At 65.5% G+C, this 18,688-nt stretch carries 16 protein-coding genes; 2 read left to right on the plus strand and 14 right to left on the minus strand.

Features of this window, described 5'->3' with window-relative positions:
* Window positions 1-7: 7 nt before the first annotated feature.
* Both LG3211_RS16615 and LG3211_RS16620 read left to right on the plus strand, forming a co-directional pair.
* Window positions 8-961 (plus strand): cupin-like domain-containing protein, encoded by a 954-nt coding sequence (locus LG3211_RS16615; protein WP_222837514.1) that lies wholly within the window; start codon window positions 8-10, stop codon window positions 959-961.
* Window positions 958-2,112, plus strand: coding sequence for a GNAT family N-acetyltransferase (locus LG3211_RS16620; protein WP_057943806.1), 1,155 nt, complete (start codon window positions 958-960; stop codon window positions 2,110-2,112). Before LG3211_RS16615 ends, LG3211_RS16620 begins: the two co-directional genes overlap by 4 nt.
* A gap of 20 nt (window positions 2,113-2,132) precedes the next feature.
* Here the strand turns inward: LG3211_RS16620 and LG3211_RS16625 are convergent, their stop codons facing one another.
* The 14 genes from LG3211_RS16625 to LG3211_RS26500 all read right to left on the minus strand — a co-directional run bounded on the left by LG3211_RS16625 (window position 2,133) and on the right by LG3211_RS26500 (window position 18,657).
* A complete protein-coding gene (locus LG3211_RS16625; RefSeq protein WP_057943807.1) occupies window positions 2,133-3,242 on the minus strand; it encodes a glycosyltransferase in 1,110 nt (369 codons plus the stop codon).
* A 65-nt stretch (window positions 3,243-3,307) separates the two neighbouring features.
* Window positions 3,308-4,855, minus strand: a complete 1,548-nt coding sequence (locus tag LG3211_RS16630) for a glucosamine inositolphosphorylceramide transferase family protein (RefSeq protein ID WP_148648968.1) — start codon at window positions 4,853-4,855, stop codon at window positions 3,308-3,310.
* Window positions 4,842-6,284 carry a WecB/TagA/CpsF family glycosyltransferase gene (locus LG3211_RS24990; protein WP_222837515.1) on the minus strand — a complete coding sequence of 481 codons (1,443 nt, stop codon included), beginning with the start codon at window positions 6,282-6,284 and terminating at the stop codon, window positions 4,842-4,844. Before LG3211_RS24990 ends, LG3211_RS16630 begins: the two co-directional genes overlap by 14 nt.
* The gene (locus LG3211_RS16640; RefSeq protein WP_083512603.1) at window positions 6,281-7,447 is read right to left on the minus strand and encodes a glycosyltransferase; all 1,167 of its coding nucleotides are present in this window, start codon (window positions 7,445-7,447) and stop codon (window positions 6,281-6,283) included. Before LG3211_RS16640 ends, LG3211_RS24990 begins: the two co-directional genes overlap by 4 nt.
* Window positions 7,444-8,766 (minus strand): VpsF family polysaccharide biosynthesis protein, encoded by a 1,323-nt coding sequence (locus LG3211_RS16645; protein WP_057943810.1) that lies wholly within the window; start codon window positions 8,764-8,766, stop codon window positions 7,444-7,446. The genes LG3211_RS16640 and LG3211_RS16645 overlap by 4 nt, the downstream gene beginning before the upstream one ends.
* Window positions 8,763-9,851: a glycoside hydrolase family 5 protein gene (locus tag LG3211_RS16650; RefSeq protein WP_187313036.1), complete on the minus strand. Its 1,089-nt coding sequence runs from the start codon at window positions 9,849-9,851 to the stop codon at window positions 8,763-8,765. The genes LG3211_RS16645 and LG3211_RS16650 overlap by 4 nt, the downstream gene beginning before the upstream one ends.
* Window positions 9,852-9,898: 47 nt before the next feature.
* Window positions 9,899-11,407 carry a GumC family protein gene (locus tag LG3211_RS16655; protein WP_057943812.1) on the minus strand — a complete coding sequence of 503 codons (1,509 nt, stop codon included), beginning with the start codon at window positions 11,405-11,407 and terminating at the stop codon, window positions 9,899-9,901.
* Window positions 11,408-12,136, minus strand: a complete 729-nt coding sequence (locus LG3211_RS16660; protein WP_187313037.1) for a polysaccharide biosynthesis/export family protein — start codon at window positions 12,134-12,136, stop codon at window positions 11,408-11,410.
* Between the two features lie 342 nt (window positions 12,137-12,478).
* Window positions 12,479-13,924: an undecaprenyl-phosphate glucose phosphotransferase gene (locus LG3211_RS16665; protein WP_057943814.1), complete on the minus strand. Its 1,446-nt coding sequence runs from the start codon at window positions 13,922-13,924 to the stop codon at window positions 12,479-12,481.
* 432 nt (window positions 13,925-14,356) lie between these two features.
* Entirely contained in the window at window positions 14,357-14,920 is a 564-nt protein-coding gene (ssb, locus tag LG3211_RS16670; RefSeq protein ID WP_057943815.1) for a single-stranded DNA-binding protein, read from the minus strand.
* A gap of 490 nt (window positions 14,921-15,410) precedes the next feature.
* Window positions 15,411-16,037: an ankyrin repeat domain-containing protein gene (locus LG3211_RS16675; protein WP_057943816.1), complete on the minus strand. Its 627-nt coding sequence runs from the start codon at window positions 16,035-16,037 to the stop codon at window positions 15,411-15,413.
* A gap of 92 nt (window positions 16,038-16,129) precedes the next feature.
* Window positions 16,130-17,191 carry an outer membrane protein assembly factor BamD gene (locus LG3211_RS16680; protein ID WP_057943817.1) on the minus strand — a complete coding sequence of 354 codons (1,062 nt, stop codon included), beginning with the start codon at window positions 17,189-17,191 and terminating at the stop codon, window positions 16,130-16,132.
* 48 nt (window positions 17,192-17,239) lie between these two features.
* On the minus strand, window positions 17,240-18,082 hold the full coding sequence (locus tag LG3211_RS26495; protein WP_057943818.1) for a hypothetical protein: 843 nt from the start codon (window positions 18,080-18,082) through the stop codon (window positions 17,240-17,242).
* Window positions 18,083-18,084: 2 nt separating this feature from the next.
* Complete coding sequence (locus LG3211_RS26500; protein ID WP_057943819.1) at window positions 18,085-18,657, minus strand: RNA polymerase sigma factor; 573 nt, start codon at window positions 18,655-18,657, stop codon at window positions 18,085-18,087.
* Window positions 18,658-18,688 lie beyond the last annotated feature (31 nt).

The following is an 18,688-nucleotide window of genomic DNA, read 5'->3' on the forward strand; positions in this document are numbered from 1 at the left end:
TCCCGACATGGATCGCACCGCAAGCGCGCCGTTGAGCGCACTGACCCCGCAATCGCCCGCGCAATGGCAACAGGCGCCGTTGTTGTTCGAACACCGCCTGCATACCGATCCCGGCTTCGATAAAGCCGCCATCGCCGATCTGATCGGCCGTTATCCGCGGCAGAACTACTCCATCGTGCACATGGGCGAGCAAGGCGCGAACGGCAAGCGGGTGTGGCGCGAAGGCGAATTCGGCGGACTCGACGGCCACCGGGTGCTCGATGCGATCGAACGCGGCCGCCTGTGGCTGAACCTGCGCGATGGGCACGACTTCGACCCGTCGCTGCGCGCGGCGATGATGGCCTTGTTCGCCGAGGCCGGCGCGCTGGCGCCGCCGGTGTCGAGCTACGACCACCGCATGGGCATCCTGGTGTCCTCGCCGAACGCGCAGGTCTATTACCACGCCGACCTGCCTGGGCAGGGACTGTTGCAGTTGCATGGCCGAAAACGCATCTACCTCTATCCGCCGCGCCCGCCCTTCCTGAGCCCGGAAGGATTGGAAAACATCGCGTTGAGCCAGTTGGAAGTCGGATTGCGCTACGAGCCGGATTTCGACCGGGGCGCGCAAGTGTTCGATCTGGAAGCCGGACAGGGCCTGTTCTGGCCGCTCAATTCGCCGCATCGGATCGAGAACCACGACTGCCTCAACATCTCGATGACGCTGGAGTATTGGACGCAAGACATACGCCGCAACCATATGATCAACATGGCCAACGGTATTCTGCGCCGTTACTTCCATCACACGCCGCGCAATCGCCGCTTGAGCGGCCCCTCGTTCTACGCCAAGGCGGCCTTGCAATCGCTGTGGCGCCGCAGCGGCCGACTGGAATCTCTGCGCCGCGCCGCGCGACCGGTGGATTTCCGCCTCGACCCGGAGCATCCCGGCCGGATTGTCGATCTCGACGGCAACCTTCCCGCATGAGCATCGCCGACGACACCTACACCGCGACTGTCGAAACCGATGTCGCGAAAGCGCTGCCGCGTTGGCAGGGTTGGATCGAATCCGGCGCGATCACCAGCGTATTCCAAACCACGCATTGGCTGGCGGCCTGGTACGCGACACTCGGCGCTCAGGCCGGACGCACGCCCTTGTTGGCCAGCATCGCCCGCCGCTCCGATGGCCGCACGGTGATGGCGCTGCCGTTGGTGCGCGAGGAACGCGACGGCCTGATCCGCATCGCATTCGCCGATGCCGGCGTGACCGACTATGCCGCGCCGCTGTGGATGCCCGACTGCCCGGACGACGGCGAAGCGGTGCGCGCGATGTTCGGCGCTCTGCGTCGCGCCCTGCCCCGCGCCGATCTGTGGACGATCGAGAAGATGCCCGAGCGCATCGGCGATCGCCCCAATCCGTTGCGCCGGCTTCCCGGGACGCGGCAATCGGCCTTGTTCGGCAATCCGGCGACGATCGGCGAGGACTTCGAAGCCTGGCGTTTCAGCCGCGAGAAGACCCATCGCAAGGAACTGGAACGGTCCTGGCGGGTATTCACCCGTCATCCCGATGCGCGCTTCGAGCAGGTCGCCGATGTCGAGCACGCGATGCAGGTCATGGATGCGCTGGAAATCCATCAGCGCAGCGCCATCCACGGCAAAGGCTGGGCCTATATCCTCGATGAGCCGGGTTATCGCGACTTCTACCGAACCCTGATCCGGCAAGGCCTGCCCAGCGGCGAAGTGATTCTGACCGCGTTGACGGCGGGCGAAGAAGTCGTCGCGGCCTTGCTCGGCCTGCGCCGGGATACCGAGTACGCGATGATTCGAATCGGCAACGCCGCCGGCGAGTGGCGCAATTGCTCGCCCGGCCGGGTGGTGATCGAGCGCACGATGGCCGCGCTGCACGCCCAGGGCGTGCGTCGTTTCGATTTCACCATCGGCGACTACGCCTACAAACGCGGCTTCATGCCCGACCAACTGGACTTGTTCGACTCGACCATCGCCCTGTCGTGGAGGGGGTTGCCCCGGAGCGGCCAGGTCGCGCTCAAGCACCGGGCCAAGCAATGGCTGGCGGCTCATCCGCAGCTGCGCGAACGGCTCTCGGCGATGAAATCCCGGCGCCCGAACCGGGATCAATAAGATTCATAAATTTCGCTTCGCTACGCGCGGCGGACCCGCGCGATGCGATCGAACAGCGCCAGATACTGGCCGACGCTGCGCTCGACCGTGAACTGCAGCGCATGCGCCTTGGCGTCGGCCTCGATCTGAGCATCGGGACGTTGCAGCTGGTTCTCGATGGCCGCCGTCAGCGCCGCCGTATCGCCCACCGCCACCAAGGCCCCGTAGAGCCCGTCGCGCAATATCTCGCGCGGCCCCACCGGGCAATCGGTACTGACGACCGGCGCGCCGCAGGCCATGGCTTCGATCAATACGTTGCCGAAGCCTTCGAACACGGAAGCCAGCGCGAAGATGCGGGCATGACGCATGTAGGCGTAGGGATTATCGCGCTGCCCCAGCAAACGCACCCGCTCGCCCAAGCCCAGATCGTCGATCAACGCTTGCAGGACGGGGCGCTGCGGGCCTTCGCCGATGATCGCCAGATGCACGCGCATCGGTAGGCGCAGCCCGGCGTAGGCGCGGATCAGTCCGACGAAGTTCTTCTCCGGACTCAGGCGGCCGACCGACAGGATCACCGGCGTGCTGCCCGGCAGGAACCAGTCATCGTCCAACGCCGCTTCCGACAGCGCCTGCCAATCGTCGCGCAGGATCGGATTGGCAATGACCGACAGACGCGACCGATTGGCCGGCCCCAGCGGTCCGGCGATATCGTTCGACACGCCTTGCGATACCGCCACGATCGCATCGCTGAGCCGATAGGCCCAGGGCATCAACCGCAGCGTCGCGCGATAACGCCGCGACCGGTCCAGCTGCCGCATCGACGAAATCGGCGCGTGCTCGGTCACGACCACACGCGTTCGCGAGCCGGCCAGACGCGCGGCCAGGCAGGCGACGATATTGCTGTGCGTGAGCGCCGAAATCAGGATGTCGGGCCTGCGGCTGCGCAACAGCCGCGCCAATCTGTTCGGCACGCTCAAGGTCCGATCGGCCTGCAGCGATATCAGCTCGATATCGCCGGCCAAGGCATGAGCCGCTTCGTCGGCGCGATGCACGACGAAAGCGATTTCGACGCCCCGCAGCCGCAGCCCTTGCGCCAGGCGCAGCATCGAAATCTCGGCGCCGCCCACCTTGAGCTGCGGCAGATAGACCATGACCTTCCGCGCAGGCGCAAGTCCGGACCGATTCGCGGGCACGCCTGCCGTGGACCCGATGAAGCTCATTCGCGAACCGCCCGGCCAGAATCTTCGCGCCGATGCCGCAACTTGCGAGTCAGCTCATGCAGGTTGAAAACGTAACGTTTTCCATCGACCAAGGTCCGCTCGCCCCAGGCCGACACGGTATGCAGGCCGTGCGGATTGCGACCGCACGGATCGGGACGACAATGGCGCACGACCTCTTCGCGATACCGCTGCGGCGTGCACAACGAGACCCGATTGATCACCGCCGCCTGTCCGTAGCCGCTTCCGCAATCCTGCGCCGGCCGATACAGCACGCCCTCGTGAACGAACGGCGTTCCCGCCGGGCGCGAACTGCGGTGATCGACTTTGACCGGATTGCGCAGGTGCGGCTTCCAAGGACCGCGCAGTTCCTCGGAATAGCTCAAGCACAGATTGTCGAACGGCCCCATGGCCAGATCGGTATAGGCCAGCCAAAACAGATCGTTCCAGACGAACAGACTCGCATCGGCCGCCGCCACGCCATCGAGCAGCACTGCAACAAAGCGCCACTGCCCGGTCTTATCTATTTCGTACAGCTCGCATTTTTTCCGGGCCGCGGTTTCGGGAACGGCGTACACCCGGCCCTCATGCTCGAACAAATACGGATAGGAGATATGCCCGGGCAGTTTCAGCTGGGCCGGGGCTGCATCGACGATGCTATGGCCGTCGCCGAGTTCAACCGCTTCGATGCGGCCGAATCCGTCGCGGTAATCGTACACTTCGCAATACACCCGGCGATCGTCGCCCGGAACGCCGAACGGATCGGCGCGATAGAACATCGATTCGCGCGGACCGATCCATCGAACCCGGCCTTCCATCGGCTGGTCGATCATGTGCTGGATCGGCGCGTCGATGACTCCGATCATCCAGCTCTCGCTGAGCCACTGCGCCTTCAGACGCCTGCGCAAGGCCAGCGCGCGGCCGCGGATCTCATGGACCGCTCGCCGCGACCGTGTCGGACGCGGCTGGCGCGAAAATACCGATGCCGGTTCGTCCTGGTCGGCATAGGCCATATCCCGCACCGAGTTGCTCAGCAACGGGACGATCTGCTTGTAGAGATTTTCCAGCGAGTTTGTGTACCGCGGATCGGCGAAGAAGCGAACCGAATCGACGACCGTGTCGCCGTTGCGGACCAACAGCAGCTCGCCGCCGGTGCCGGAGGTGATCGAGGCCAGGCAGGGATAGGCGGCGGCCAAGTGGGTGCCCTGCGCGTCCAGCGGCTGCCATACGCCGCGCATGCTGCATGCGCGCCATGCATTGGGATCATCGATGCCCGCCAGGTCGATCACCGCGTTCCAGAACGGGTCGCCCGGCTCCGGATCGATACAGGACCCGGAAGATTCGCGTAGGGCAAGCACTGAGGTCTGCAACCGCCGCCACCGAGCATCGCCGGCGTGCTCGACGTCGACGCGACGGATCTCGACATCTACTCCGGGCAACTGACGCAGCGCTTCGACCGCGTATTCCTGCCACACGCGACCGCCGACCGCGGGCAACAGAACGGCGATACGGACCCGTGCAGCCGATGAATCTTCAAAGTCGCTCATGCAACGCATACGGCAGGTGGCTACGGTGTTTGTTCAAGACCGATCCGAGCACGCGCGCGTTGACTCCGGCCAGATCGTCGAGCAATTTGCGCAGGAGCGAGGCGCGCGTGACCTCGGCTTCGACGACAAGAATCACCCCGCCGGCGTGCTTGGCTGTGGCCAGGGCGAAAGGCGAGCGCGCATCGACGACGATTTCGTCGAAGCGCTCGGCCAGCCCTTTCCAGACGGCGTTGTCGTCAAGCACCGCGTAATTGTCCTGATAGCTGCGTGTATCGCTGAACAGCCGCATGCGAGTCACGCCCTCGCCGGCGGCCGATGCGACCGGATGGGGATCGTCCCCGCCGACTTCATCGACCAGGCATGCCGCGTGTTCGGCGTCGTCTATGTCGTTCGAAAGCAGCAGCACCCGGCGCTTGCGCAGTTGCGCCGAGGCCAGCGCGTAGCTGTAGGCCAGGCTGCTGACGCCCTCGCCCGGCCGCGCCGCGATGAACTGCACGATGCGTCTTCCACCCTCGCCCATGCCGACATCCAGGCGCTGCACCAACTGGGCCAGACGCGTATCGGTCTGAGCGAACAAAGGCTGCATATCCATGGCCATCGATGGCATCTCCCAGGTCGTTACGTTGGAATTCGCGGCGCGTTCCATCCGTATCGCGGACGCGTCCGGGCCATCGCCCCAACACAGCCGAACAACGCGCGACAGGAACTGCGCGCCGCCGAGCAGATAACGGCGCCACAAACGGCGCGGCTCGCGGGCCAGCCGGTACAGCCACTCCATCCGGACACGGCGAGCCCACATCGGCGCCCGCGGGAAACGCCCGGCGAGAAAATCGAGAATCGCGCCACCGTTGACGATGACCACCGGATAATCCGCCGCCGCGGCCAGACGCGAAGCGATCCGCTCCTGTTTCGGCATCCCCATGCCGAGGATCACCAGATCCGGCCGGGATTCCACGACCGCTGCCGGGTAACGCTCTTCATCGCCGAATCCGTCGAGCGCGCAGACGACATCGGCGCCGCGCTCGCGCAGGTATTGCCTGGCGCGTTCCAGATAAGGTTCGCTGGTGCCGATCAAGGCCACGCGGCGGCCGGCATAGGCCGCGACCAACTGGGGAATGAAATCGGTGCCGTTCAAATTCATCCCAGGCGCGCGGGCGAGCAGGCGCAGGCAGGCAGCCATGCCGACGCCATCGCGCAGCAGGACATCGCTGCGCAGCAGATCGTCGCCGAACGCGGGATCGGTCCATGCCAGATTGAAGGCATGCTGATTCAGAAACGAAACGACCCTCGCGCGCTTCGGCCGGCTCAGCTCATCGAGCAAACGGCGATGCTGACGCGGGTCCGCGACGACGCGCAACCGTTCGAGCAAGTCGTGAATCCGCGGGATCTTTCGTTCGTCCGAGGCGGACGCGGCCAGAATATCGCTCACGTCTCAGCCTCCTGCAACACTTCTTGATACACCGCGGCAACCTGCCGTGCCATCGCGATATCGGAGTAATTCTCGCGCTGCCTGCGCAAACCCGCGTGCGCCAGCGCCTGGGTGCGCTTGGGCGCCTCGATCATCGCGATCACGGCCTGGGTCAATGCGCTCGCATCGCCCGGCGGCACCAGCATTCCGGCGCCGCCATCGGCCAGCACTTCGGGAATACCCTCGTTCGAGGTGGCTACCACCGGCAATCCGACCGCCAATGCCTCGATCAACACCATCGGCAAGCCTTCGCCGTACAGGCTGGGCAGTACGAACAAATCGACCTTGGCCAGTTCGCCGGCGATATCGCGGGTGAAACCGGTCCATACGATGGCCTCGGCCACTGCCAGCGCTTGCGCGAACGCGAGCACTTGCTGGCGATACGGCTCGCTTTCGAAACCGCCGATCGCATGCAAGACCACCGGGTATCCGGCCGCGCGCAGCGAGGCCAGCGCTTGAATCAATACTTCGACCCCCTTGCGCGGGCGGAACAAGGCGACCATGCCGAGCACCCATTGCGACTCCGGCGGCCGCCAGTCTCGCGGCGCGGCCGCTCTGGGCACCCCGTTCGGAACGACGCGGATCCGATCGTCGTCGTAGCCGATCTTGCGCAGATAGTCGGCGGTTCCGTGCGACACCGCGATCAGACGCTTCGCGCGCCTGAGACTGAAGGTCTGAATCGCGCTGTTGATTCCGTTGCGCAGCGCGCTCTCGGTATCGAAGTCGGTGCGGCTGTGGACGTGGTGGACCATCGGCTTGCGCGCGCTGCGCGCGGCGAAACGTCCGATCAGGGCCGAACGAACGGTGTGGGTGTTCAACAGGTCGTAGTTGCCCTCGCGCAGCAGCCGCGCCACTTGGCTTACCGGCGAAAAATCCAGGCGCGAGCGCATGCTGAGCGTGGTTACCCGACTCTCGACCGACTCGCGGACTTGCTCGAACACACCTTGCTTGAGACAGACGAAATCGGCCACCCAACCGAACCGCGGCAGTTGCTGCGCTAGCAGATCCTGCACGCGCTCGGCGCCGGCATAGTGCTCGCCGTTGATCAGGTGCAAGGCTCGCAGCGGTCGCGACGGCCTTAGCTGCCATCCGTCGTGCGCGCTGATCACCGATACGCGAGTCATGCATGGACTCCCTGTCGAACGGACATATTCGGCCGTCTGGCGGCCTGAGAAGTAAGCTGACGCGTCGAGCGGTAGCCGGCCAGACCGCACAGCATCGCGAACAGCAAGGTCAAGGCGCTGGTCTTCGAGGCCAGCGAGTTGGTGGTCGAAGCGGTGATCACAAACACCAGCAAGGTCCAGCGCGCGCCGGTTCCGGCGCGACGCCACAGCAACCACAAGCCGCTGAACAGACCGATCACGAACGTGGCGAAACCGAATACACCCAGTTGCAACAGCATGAACAGCCAGAAATTCTCGATGGCCTCCAGATTCCTGGACAGGCCGATGCGCGCCGACAGCTCCTGGATCTGCGCCGGCGAAATGCCGAAAAGGACGTCGTAGAGATCGAGATAATCGAATACCGAGAAGATGCGGAAGCGAACAGTGGCGCTGTCGTCCAGATACAGACCTTCGAAGATTCTCTCGCCCAGGCCGCTGCTCCAGACCAATGCCGCCAATGCCGGCAGCGCGAACAATGCGGCGACGCAGGAACCGACGATATGCAGATAGCCGTAACGCCCGGCGCGCAGCCCCTGCCCCGCGTTCACAGTCGCGTAGGCCAGCAACGCCATGACGGTCAGCAGGAAGCTGGTACGCCCGCCGAAGGCGAGCAAGGCGAGTATCAGAAAACCGCTCAGCGCCCAGCGGCGCCACAACTGCATCGACATGTCCAGCGATGCCAGCAGCACGAGGCTGGTGATCAACGCGTTTTCCAGCGGATGGCCGAGCAAGGCGGTCGCGCGGAATTTGTCTTCGATGACCGGCACGCCGCCGGCCACGGTGTAGGGCACCAGGTGGTGCTGTAACGCCGCTTCGGCCAGACCGATCGCCGCGTTGACGACCACCAGAACCACGATGAGCCGGAAAAGGCCGCGCAACTGCGCGTCGTTCAAACGGCTCACGATCAGCACGATCGCCACCGGCATCATCAGGGTATCGATGAAAAACGCCGAACCCGAGGGACCGTAACGCAGCAGCGAGTAGACGAAAGCCAGCGCTATCGCGGCCAGATAGAGGCTCAGCGGCGGCGACTCGCGCAACCGCGCGAGCAATGCGACCAGGGGATTGCCCTGCCCGGCCAGCGAAAACGCCAGCGCGACGGCGAGCAGATAGTCGCCGGGATGCAGCTTGAACAGGAAGTTTCCGTAAGGCGCGTCGTAGGGAATTCCCAGCGCGGACAACAATGCCGGCGACAAGGTCAGATACGCGACCAGAGCCGACGCGGCGATCGCGTAGCCGATGCGTTGAAAGATGCCTGCTTGCGCGCTGGCCGTGTTCATCGCCCGGCCTTCTCCAGGCCCAGCGCCTGCAGTGCCGCGGGTTCGAGTTCGCCGCGCGCGCTCCCGTCGGTGTTGCTGCTGGTGGTGATGCCGAAGTCGTCCGCGTAGTTCCACACCGACCAGCCCCAGCCGTTCGCTTCGACCAGCGAACGCACGTCGCCGATCCAGCGATAACGCGATTGTGGATCCACGCCGTTGCGGATCACCCCGAACTCGCCGCAGTGCACGCGAACCCGGTTGACTCGCGCCCAGTCGCGCAGCGGCTGCCATTGTTTGGCGATCTGCGCGCGGTCCCAGCCAGTCTGGAAATACTCCGTCAACTCGTCCCTGGCCCTGTCCACCGCGACTTTTCCGTCGGTACGCGGCAACTGTGCGCGTGCGAGCGCCGACGGGTAGCGCACGCGGCGCCAATGCCCGGCCGTGGTCCATTGGTCGCCCTGCATCCAGCTCGCGCCTTGATGGGTGAAGATGTACGGCAGGTAGTAGTGGAAGCTGTAGATCAGGTTGTCGTCGTCGAGCCGGGCCAGTTCGATCAGACCTTCCAGGCTGCCGCCCTTGCGGCCGCTGACGATAAGCGTGTGCCGCGGCAGTACGCCGCGAACGGTCTTCACCAATCGCCTCTGGTATCGGCTCCAGACGAAGGAACCGGCCAGCCCGTAATAACCGGGTTCGTTGAACAGCTCGAAGGCGACGCGTTGCGGCGGCAATGCCTTGAACTCGGTCGCCAGATGCTTCCACATCGCGACATAGCCATCGGCCCATGCGCTGTCGCTCTCGATCGCCTGCTTTGTTTCTTCGTTGGGATGCAAATCGACGATCACGTCAAGTCCGGCCGCCAGTGCGGCGCCGATCGCGGCGCGCAATTGCGCAGTGCCGGTCAGTTGCGAACCGCGAGCCGGCGACCAGCCCAGCGCGACCGGATCGACCGGGATACGCACGTGGTCGAAACCGGCATCGCGCAAGCGGCGCAGTTCGCTGCTTTCGACCGGCGCTCCCGCGCTGGCCTCGAACCACCGGCTCAGATTGACGCCGCGCTGGAACGGGGCCGCGCCTGCAGCGCCACTGAGCAGCAACAGCAAGAACATCAGGCCGTGCCACGCACGCTTTCTCAGCGGCGAGCGGCGCGCCGCCATCAGCGGCCCACCAGCGGCATCGTCGCCAGCACCGGCACGCCCAGGCTGCGTTCGAGCTTCTCCGGCGACAGGAAACTGGAGCGCAAGGCCTCGCACAAGAACGCGACGATCAGCGCCACGCCCAGGCTGAAGAAGAAACCGATGCCGATGATCGCAAGTCGCACGCTCTTGGGCTTGAGCGGCCAGCTCGCCGCCTGCAGCACGCTGACGCTGGTGCGCTGTTTCTGGTCGCGCGCCTCGTTGATGCGGGCGGCTTCCAGTTTGCGTCCGTAGTTCGCGTAGCTGTCTTCCAGCAGTTTCTGTTCGCGACTCAGCGCGCCCAGCTCGATCTGCTGCCGGCTCAGCTCGGCGGCGCGCTTACGCAACTGGGTGAGGCGCTCCTGCAAAGCTTTGCGGCCGCCCACCAGCGCCGATTCGTCCGAGGTCGCACGCAGCAGATCCAGTTCGGCGGCCTCGCGCACCGGATTGCGGCCGGTGCGGACCGTGGTAGGCGGCGCGCGGCGTTGTTGCCGGATGAAGGATTCCGCGGTGGAAACATCCTTCTGCGCGTTCACCACCAACGGGTTGTCATCGACATAGCGCGAACGCAGGCTCTGTTCCTTGAGCTGAAGGTCCAACAGCTGGCGCGGCACCTGCGGATCGCCCAGGGTTTCGCTGTACTGAACCAGATTCGCCGGGGTCTTTCCGGCGATCCGTTTGAGCGTCCTGGCCCGGGCGTTCGCGGTCTGCGCCTGTTGGCTGGCCTCGTTGAAACGGGTTTCCAGGTCGTTGCCCTGCTGCAGCAACAAGCTGATCTGCTGGTCGTAGTTGACGATGCCGTGGGTTTGCTTGAACGCGGTCAGGCGCCGCTCGGAATCTTTCAGGCGCTTATCGACCGCGGCGACTTGGCCTGCGAGGAAACGCACCTGATCGTCGGAGAAAATCGCGCGGCGGCGGTCGAGATAGGTCTCGACCAAGGCACGCAACGCCTGTTGCGCGACAACCGGATCGGAATGGCTGAAGTTGACCTGGATCACCGTGGCGCCCTTGAGCAGGTGCGCGTCCATGTGTTCGCGGAAGGCCTGCACGGCCTGATCGATCTTGGGCCGACGCGGGTCTTCGCTCTGCCTGGCGATCGATGGATACAGCCGGCCCAGACCGACGCGCGCGACTGCATCGCGGATCACGTCGCGGCTGGCGAGGATCTCGGTTTCCGCGCTCAATGCCTCGGTGCGGTCGAACATCAGCGGCGTGGCGCCGCCGGTGCCGCCGCCTTCGGAGGTATCGGCGAGATAGACGTATTCATGGCCCAGGCGCACCAGCAGGCTGGCATCGGAAACGTAGCGCGCGGTCGGCAGGAGCGATGCCAACAGCACCAGACCGAAGGAGATCGCGAACGCCAGCGCGATGCGGCGCCGGTCCTTGAACGCGATCTCGAGCATTTCCCGCAGCGAAAAGGCCGAGGCGGCCCGGCCGCGGAATCCGTCGCCGGGCTCTGCGCCCGGGCCGTCGTGCATCGGCTTATCCATTCAATAGCCCGACCGGTTGTCGTTGAGGTCGTAGGAGAAGCCCACGTTGACCGGCAGGTTTCGGCGCACGTACTGGTCGATCCACTTGTTCAGACGCGAAACGCGCGAGGGAACCGCGAGCACCACGTCGAAGGGTTGCAACAAAGGGTCGTTGCCGTCGCTGGCGCCCTTGCGCGATTGCGAGGCGACGTTGACCTGGATGACCTGCGGTTTGCCGTCTTCGCCGCGGCGCAGAATCACCACGCGATTGGCCGCGGCGGTCTCCTTCAGCCCCTGCGCGACGATCAATGCGCGCATCACCGTCAGCGACGGCAGCAGCGGCTGCGCACCGGGACGGGCGACTTCGCCGCCGACGAACACCTGTTGCCGGGCGAAGCCCTTCTGGACTTCGACCGAGACCTCGGGATGGCGCAGATTCGCGGCATACGCGCGCTTGAGCGCCGCGGCCAGTTGCTCTGGCGTGAGATCGGCCGCGCGGATTTCGCCGATCAGTTGCAGATGGATTTTGCCGTCGGGCCGCACGATCGCGACTTCGTTGAGCTCGGGGACGTAGAAGAATTTCAGCGCGAGTTCGTCGCCAGGCGCGATGCGGTAATCGCCGGCGACGGAAGTTTCGGAGAGCTGCGCGTCGCGCGCCGATAACTGCACCACGGCGTTCGCGTCTTCAGCCGGCGCGGTTTCGCCGAGACCGCGCGCCGTTGCCGGCGACAGGGCAGCGCATATCAGCATCGCGCTCAGGAACACCGCACGAATAGCCGCGGCAGCGCCGGTCGGCCGCCGGGCCGAATTCCGCCCCGCCACCTGCATGTCGCAAGCCAATGGCCGCCCCCCTCCCAACCACTCGATCATGCCTTCCGTCCCGGCCGCGGCGTTGCCGCAACGGCTTCGTAATAGACTGATTACAAAAGGAATCCGGTCATCCGCCGACAGGCCCGCTTGGCTGGCGGGAATATTCGGGCGACCAGAAATAATGTGACTTACATCACATTATATGACCTGTGTGTCACGGCGCCGTGGACGGGGCGAATGTGGCGTCCGGCTGCATGAACTCGATGAACCGGGCCGGCGACTTCAGTACGCTGCCTCGGCCGAAAGCACCGCCGGAATGGTGCGCAGCAGGATCGACAGGTCCAGCCACAGCGACCAGTTTTCGATGTATTCCAGGTCGTACTCGACGCGCTTCTGGATCTTCTCGACGGTGTCGGTCTCGCCGCGATAGCCGTTGACCTGGGCCAGGCCGGTGATGCCGGGCTTGACCCGATGACGCGCCACGTATTCTTCCACCGCGTCTTCGAACAACACGTTGGCGGCCTTGGTCGCGGTGGCGTGCGGACGCGGGCCGACCATCGACATGCTGCCGCCGAGCACATTGAACAGCTGCGGCAGTTCATCCAGGCTGGTCTTGCGGATGAAACGGCCGACCCGGGTGACGCGCGGGTCGTCGCGTCCGGTCTGCCGGTCGGCATGTTCGTCGCGCAGGTGGTGATGCATCGAACGGAATTTGTAGACCTCGATCAGCCGGTGGTTGTAGCCGTAGCGCTTCTGCCGGAACAGCACCGGACCTCGCGATTCCAGCTTCACCGCCAGCGCGATCAGCAGCATCAACGGCGACAGCGCCAACAGCGCCACCCCGGACAGCACGATATCTTCACAGCGCTTATATAGCGGAGACCAACCCTGTAGCGGCGGCTCGGCGACCACGAACATCGGCACGCCGCCCATCGGCACCATGCGGCGATGGGCGAAACGGAACGTGGTCATGTCGGGGATCAGCAGCACTTGCACCGGCAAACGGCGCAGCCGCTGGGCGAGCGCTTCGTTGCGGTCCTGCGCCTGCGCCGGCAGCGCCACCAGGACCTGATCGACGCGACCGTCGCGGATCAATTGTTCCAGCGCGCCGATATCGCCCAGGCGCGGCAAGGCGACCGGCGGCGCTTCGTGCAAACGGTGCGAGCGCCGGTCGTCGATATAGCCGATCAGGCCCGATATCACGTCGGCGCGGTGATGAATCTGCTCGGCCAGGCGCATCGCGTTCTCGGTCATGCCCACGATCACCGAACGCTGGATGAAATGCCCGGCGCGGATGCGGCGCTGGAAGAACGACAGCATGACCAGCCGGCTGAGCGCGAACAGGCCGAAACTCAGCAAATACCACAGCACCAGGGCTTGGGGCGAGGTCGGCGAGATGAATCGCGACAACTGGTGCAGCGTCATCAGCAGGCCGAAGGTAGTCGACCAGGCGAAGAAGGTCCGCCGGATCAGCAGCAGATTGCTGAACATGTCGCGGCCGTACATGTCGAAAGTGTTGAATACCAACACGCACAGCAGCCCGGCAATGAACGACAAGGCCAGATGATGGCCGGCCTGCGCGAACGGATCGGCCTGCATCCACGACAGGATCGCAAAGCCGGGGGCGGCGGCGATGGCGAAATGAGCCAAGCGCGCCATGACGATGGTATAGCGGATGGCAGTAGGTCGCGCGAACGCGAACAGCGTGCTGGAGAACGGCAACCTCATCTGCTTACCACATGCCCCTGTACATGCTGGAAGACTGAATATTCAGCTAGTAATTCGCGTCTTCGGCTTTAGCTTTCTTATGCGGAAAGTCTGGGTACACATGCGTGATGAGGTCGCGAAGACCGCTTCGAGGCCAGCGTTATCTGAATCGGCTAAACGAATGACGTTTCGCGCCGCTGTCTTGCGGCCACTGATCTCCTATCGGCAGGATCGTTTCGACTCAGGTCATCAGAGTCCTCTGCGCGTCGTCGCGAAAACTGCTTCTTTGTAAGGCTGATTTGTTCTTCGGCAGACAATATCGACGGGTGTCGACGAGGAGCTATCAGGATTAGTAGACACCCCGGTCGCTGCCTGCGAAACGCACAGGCAAAAGAAAAGGCCTGCAAAAGCAGGCCTTTTCACTAAGCACGACGTTTCAGCGCGGGGTCGATATCAGAACGGAATATCGTCGTCGGCGAAATCGTCGCCGAAGTCGTTCGACTTCGCCGGAGGCGCCTCGCGACGCGGACCGGCATCGCGGCCACCGCCACCACCACCGCCGCCGTAACCGCCACCGCCGCCGCCAGCCGCGCGCGCGGGACGTTCGCCGCCACCGCCGCCAGCGCCGCGGAACTCGCCGCGACCGCCGCCTTCGGAACGGCCACCGCCGCCACCGCCGCCTTCACCGCCGCCGAGCATCTGCATCTCATCGGCGATGATGTCGGTGAAGTACTTTTCGACGCCGTCTTGACCGGTGAACTTGTCGTAGCGGATCGAGCCTTCGATATAGACCTGACGGCCCTTCTTCAGGTACTCGCCGGCGATCTCGCCGAGCTTGCCGAACAGCTTGACCCGGTGCCACTCGGTGCGTTCCTGCTGGTTGCCGTCGCGGTCCTTGCGGACGCTGGTGGTCGCCAGGCTGAGGGTGGTCACGGCCATGCCGCCCTGGGTGTACTTGGTCTCCGGATCGTTACCGAGGTTGCCGACCAGGATGACTTTATTGATGCCGCGTGCCATGAGATTCCTTCAAATTGCCGGGTGTACGGCCAAGATGATGGATTATAGCGCCGAGCCCCGCCATCGGTCCCGGGCGCGCCGGCGGGTCGGACAAATCCCAGGCGGCTGTAGGGCCCGGGGTGGCCGCAATCCAGGCTGGGAGCGGCTTTCGAGCGGGTTGCGGCCCCTGCCTGGCGCCTGAAATCGGCCGAGTCTCCTGAGCCGGCCAACCGTCGAGCCTCGGCCCCCACGCCGGCTGACGGCCCTCCCGGCGCCCGACCCCGCCTCCTTGCGGCCATCCGGCCCGGCCAGATCCCACGGCCCCGACTCCATTCGCCGGCACCGCGCCGTCCCGTGACCCGATCGCGCCCTGGTTCGCCAACGCCTTCGCCCGCCGCCGCGAGCCCAGGCTCACGACGAAGATCCAATCCGCGCCGAACCGGCCACCAGCCGCCACGAAAAAAAGGGCCTCCCGAAGGAGGCCCCTTTGCCCGAACCTGTCCCGACGCGATTACGGACGCGCGCCGTGCGCGATCAGATAGTCGCGAACCGCCTGCACCTTGGCCTGGTTCAACGGCGAGCGACGCACGCCCAGTTCGGTGATCACCGCCAGGTTGACGTCGGCGCCGTGCTCGACCAGCGACTTGACGTTGGCCAGGCTGCCGCTGCGCGAGGCGTTGATCAACGCGGTCTCGTCGCCCGGAACCACGGCGTTGACGACCGCGCCGGCGCTGAGCAGGCGCTCGATCACCGTCACGTTGCTGCCGACGCTGGACGCCGCGATCAGAGGATTGCCGTCGCCGCGCGCGGCCAGGGTGACGTTGGCGCCCAACAGCAGCAGTTCGTTGACCATCGCCAGATTGCGCGAACGCGCGGCCACGATCAGCGCGGTGCCTTCGTTCTCGACCACCGAGTTGACATCGACGCCGCCGAGGACGAGTTCACGCACGGTTTCCAGATCGCCGGCCTGCACCGCTTCGAGCAGCAGCAGCGCGCTGCCGCTGGTGGTGAAGCCCGAGGCCGCGCGCGCCTGCGCCTGCCGGGGCTGCGCTTCCAGTCCGAACGCGCCGAAGATCGCCATGAACGCGCCGAGTACGACGATGCGTCCGAACCACGTATTGAGCTTTCCCGTTTTCATCTGCCTCTCCTTGTGTTGTGAATGTAATCGGATTCGTTGTCCGGCCGGGGGGCCGTCGATAGCCATCGCGTAGTCGCGTCTGTCTGGCCCGCTCAGTTCTCGGTTCCCTTGAGCGTGCGCAGCAACGCTTGCTTCTCTTCGGGGGTCTTCGCGTTCTTGTACAAGGTCAACAAGCCCTGATCGCCGCCGGCCACGCGCAAGGCGCTCAAGGCTTCCGCGCGCAATTCCGGCACCGCGGACAGCTTGGGGTACAGCTCCAGCAGTTGTTTCTGTCCGCCGGCCACGCCCAAGGCCTTGATCGCTTCGCGTCGAGTGGACATATCCGCGTCGCCCGCGGCGATCTGCGCCAGCGCGTCCACACCGCCGGACACGCCCAGGCCTTGCACCGCACCATGCCGCAGTTGCGTGTCGGAACTGTTGCGGGCCGCATCGGCCAATGCATCGGTCGCGCCGGCCACGCCCAGCGCCTGCAACGCGCGTTGCTTCAGTTTCGCGTCGCCGGTCTTGGAATAGATTTGACGCAGTAGCGTTTCCGCGCCGCTGACGCCGAGCAGGTGCACGGCCTGCGCCGACAGCGCGGGATCGCCGCCTTCGGCCGCCGCCGCGATCTGCGCCATGGCGCGCGGATCGTCGATCTGGCTGAGCACGAACAACACCCGGCGCTTGGCCTGCGGCGTCTTCGCGTCGCGCAGCAACTGCGCCAGTTGCGGCAACGACTTGTCGGCGGGCTGCTCGAGCAAGGTCTCCAGACGATCCTGATCGGATTCGCCGCCGGTAGCGGCCGCGGCGGCGGGCCGGCGCTGCAGGCGTTCGGCTTCGGCGATCCAGCGGCTGTTCGGGTGTTCGCTGCGCAAGCGCTTGACCAGCTCCTGCGACTGCGCGGCGCGGCCGGCCTGGGCCAGCGCATAGGCGCGCCAGTACAAGGCGGCATCGGCGCCGGCGCCGCCGTGCAGACGGCGCTCGAGTTCGGCGAAGCGCTGATCGGCCTCGCTCCAGTCGCCCTCGCCGATGGCCTCGTGACCTTGTTGGTACAGCGCCTTGGTCTGCGCGGAATCTGCCGCGTCCGTCGGCGCCGACGCGGCGCTGACCGCGAAGCACAGCGACAGCGCGAGCGGCAGTGCACAGGCAATCAGAAGACGCGATGGGGTTTTCACGATGACATACCTCGAATCGGGTGCAGGTCGAATCAGACGCGGTTCGAATCAGGCGCGGGTGTTGCCGCGCGACTGCAGGCGCTGCTCGACCACGCGCACCTGGAACAGCAGATCGGCATTGCGTACCAGTTCGCGCAAGCCCTCTTGTTGTAATTGGATGCCGTCGTCGGGAGTTTGGTTAGCAAGTTCGGTCAATACCGGTTCCAGGGTGCGCAGGAAGCCGGCCAGCGCCTTGTCGCCGCGGCGCGCGGCGGCGGCGGCATAGAGCCGGTTGTCGTCGAGCAGGTTGCGGGCGTGGCCGTCGTCGCCCGCGGCCAGGCGCGAGGATTCGTCGTTGAGCACACCCAGCAGGATGCTCTCGGTCTTGCGCAGATGGGTGGCGACGTAGTCGTCGAGCACGCGTTCGCGCGCGGCCGGCGACGGCGCCTGCAGCGGCGCCGGCACGGTCACCGGCGGCGCCGCGGTCAGGCCGTCCATCGGCAGCGAGCGCTCGCGCGGAGCGCGCAGCAGCGGCGAGGTGATCGCCAGCACCAGCATGGCCGCCGCGGCGGTGCCGCCGGCCATCCACAGCCAGCGCCGCGAGCGCGGCCGTTCGCGATGGCGCAAGGCCGGCCCCGGCATCGCCCCGGGCAGCTGCGCCACCGGACGAACCACCGGCGGCAGCGCATCCAGGCGCGGCTGCAGGCGTTGCCACAGGCGGTCTTCGTAATCCGGCGGCGGCGACGGCATCGGCTCCTTGGCGGCCGCGTCCAGCACCAGCTGCAAGGCCCGGTAACGCGAGCGCAGGCTGACCTCGCAGGCCAGCGCCAGCTCGATTTCGAGCATGCGCGCCATCGACAGTCCGTCGCGGTAACGGAACAGGATCAATTCGTTGTCGCTGATATCCGACATGACTACCTCACGGTTTCCAAAGCGCCGCGCAACTTGCGCACGGCTCGGAAGATCGCCTGCTTGCACTGCCCGGTGTTCATCGACAAGGTCTGGGCGATCTCGTCGAGCCCGCGTCCCTCGCAATGGCGCAGCACGAACGCGGCGCGTTCGGACACGCTCAGCATCGCCATCTGCTCGCCGATCTGGCGCGCCACCTGCTCACCGGAAGCGCGCGCCTCCGGGCCCGGGACTTCGTCGGCCAGTTCGGCGAGAAAATCCGACTCGGCGTCGTCCTCGTAACGGCTTTCGGTCTGCTCGTGCTGATGGCGCGCGTTGCGGCGCAGCTGCTCCAGCGCGGCGTTGGCGGCTATGCGGTGCAGCCAGGTCGAGAACGCGGCACGTTCATCGAACCCGTCCAGCTTGCGCCAGGCGTTGTAGAAGGCTTCCTGCACCGCGTCCTCGGCCAGGGCGTTGTCGCGGGTGATGCGCAGGCACAGCAGGTGCAGCTTGCGCGCGTGGGTCTGCACCAGACACCGGAATGCCTGCTGATCGCCTTGTCTCGCCTGGGCTATCCATTGCGCTTCGCTGTCAGCCATTTTGACTTCGATGCGGGTTCCTGGCCCGCGG

Origin of the sequence: Lysobacter gummosus, from assembly GCF_001442805.1 — a bacterium.
Classification (GTDB): Bacteria; Pseudomonadota; Gammaproteobacteria; order Xanthomonadales; family Xanthomonadaceae; genus Lysobacter; species Lysobacter gummosus.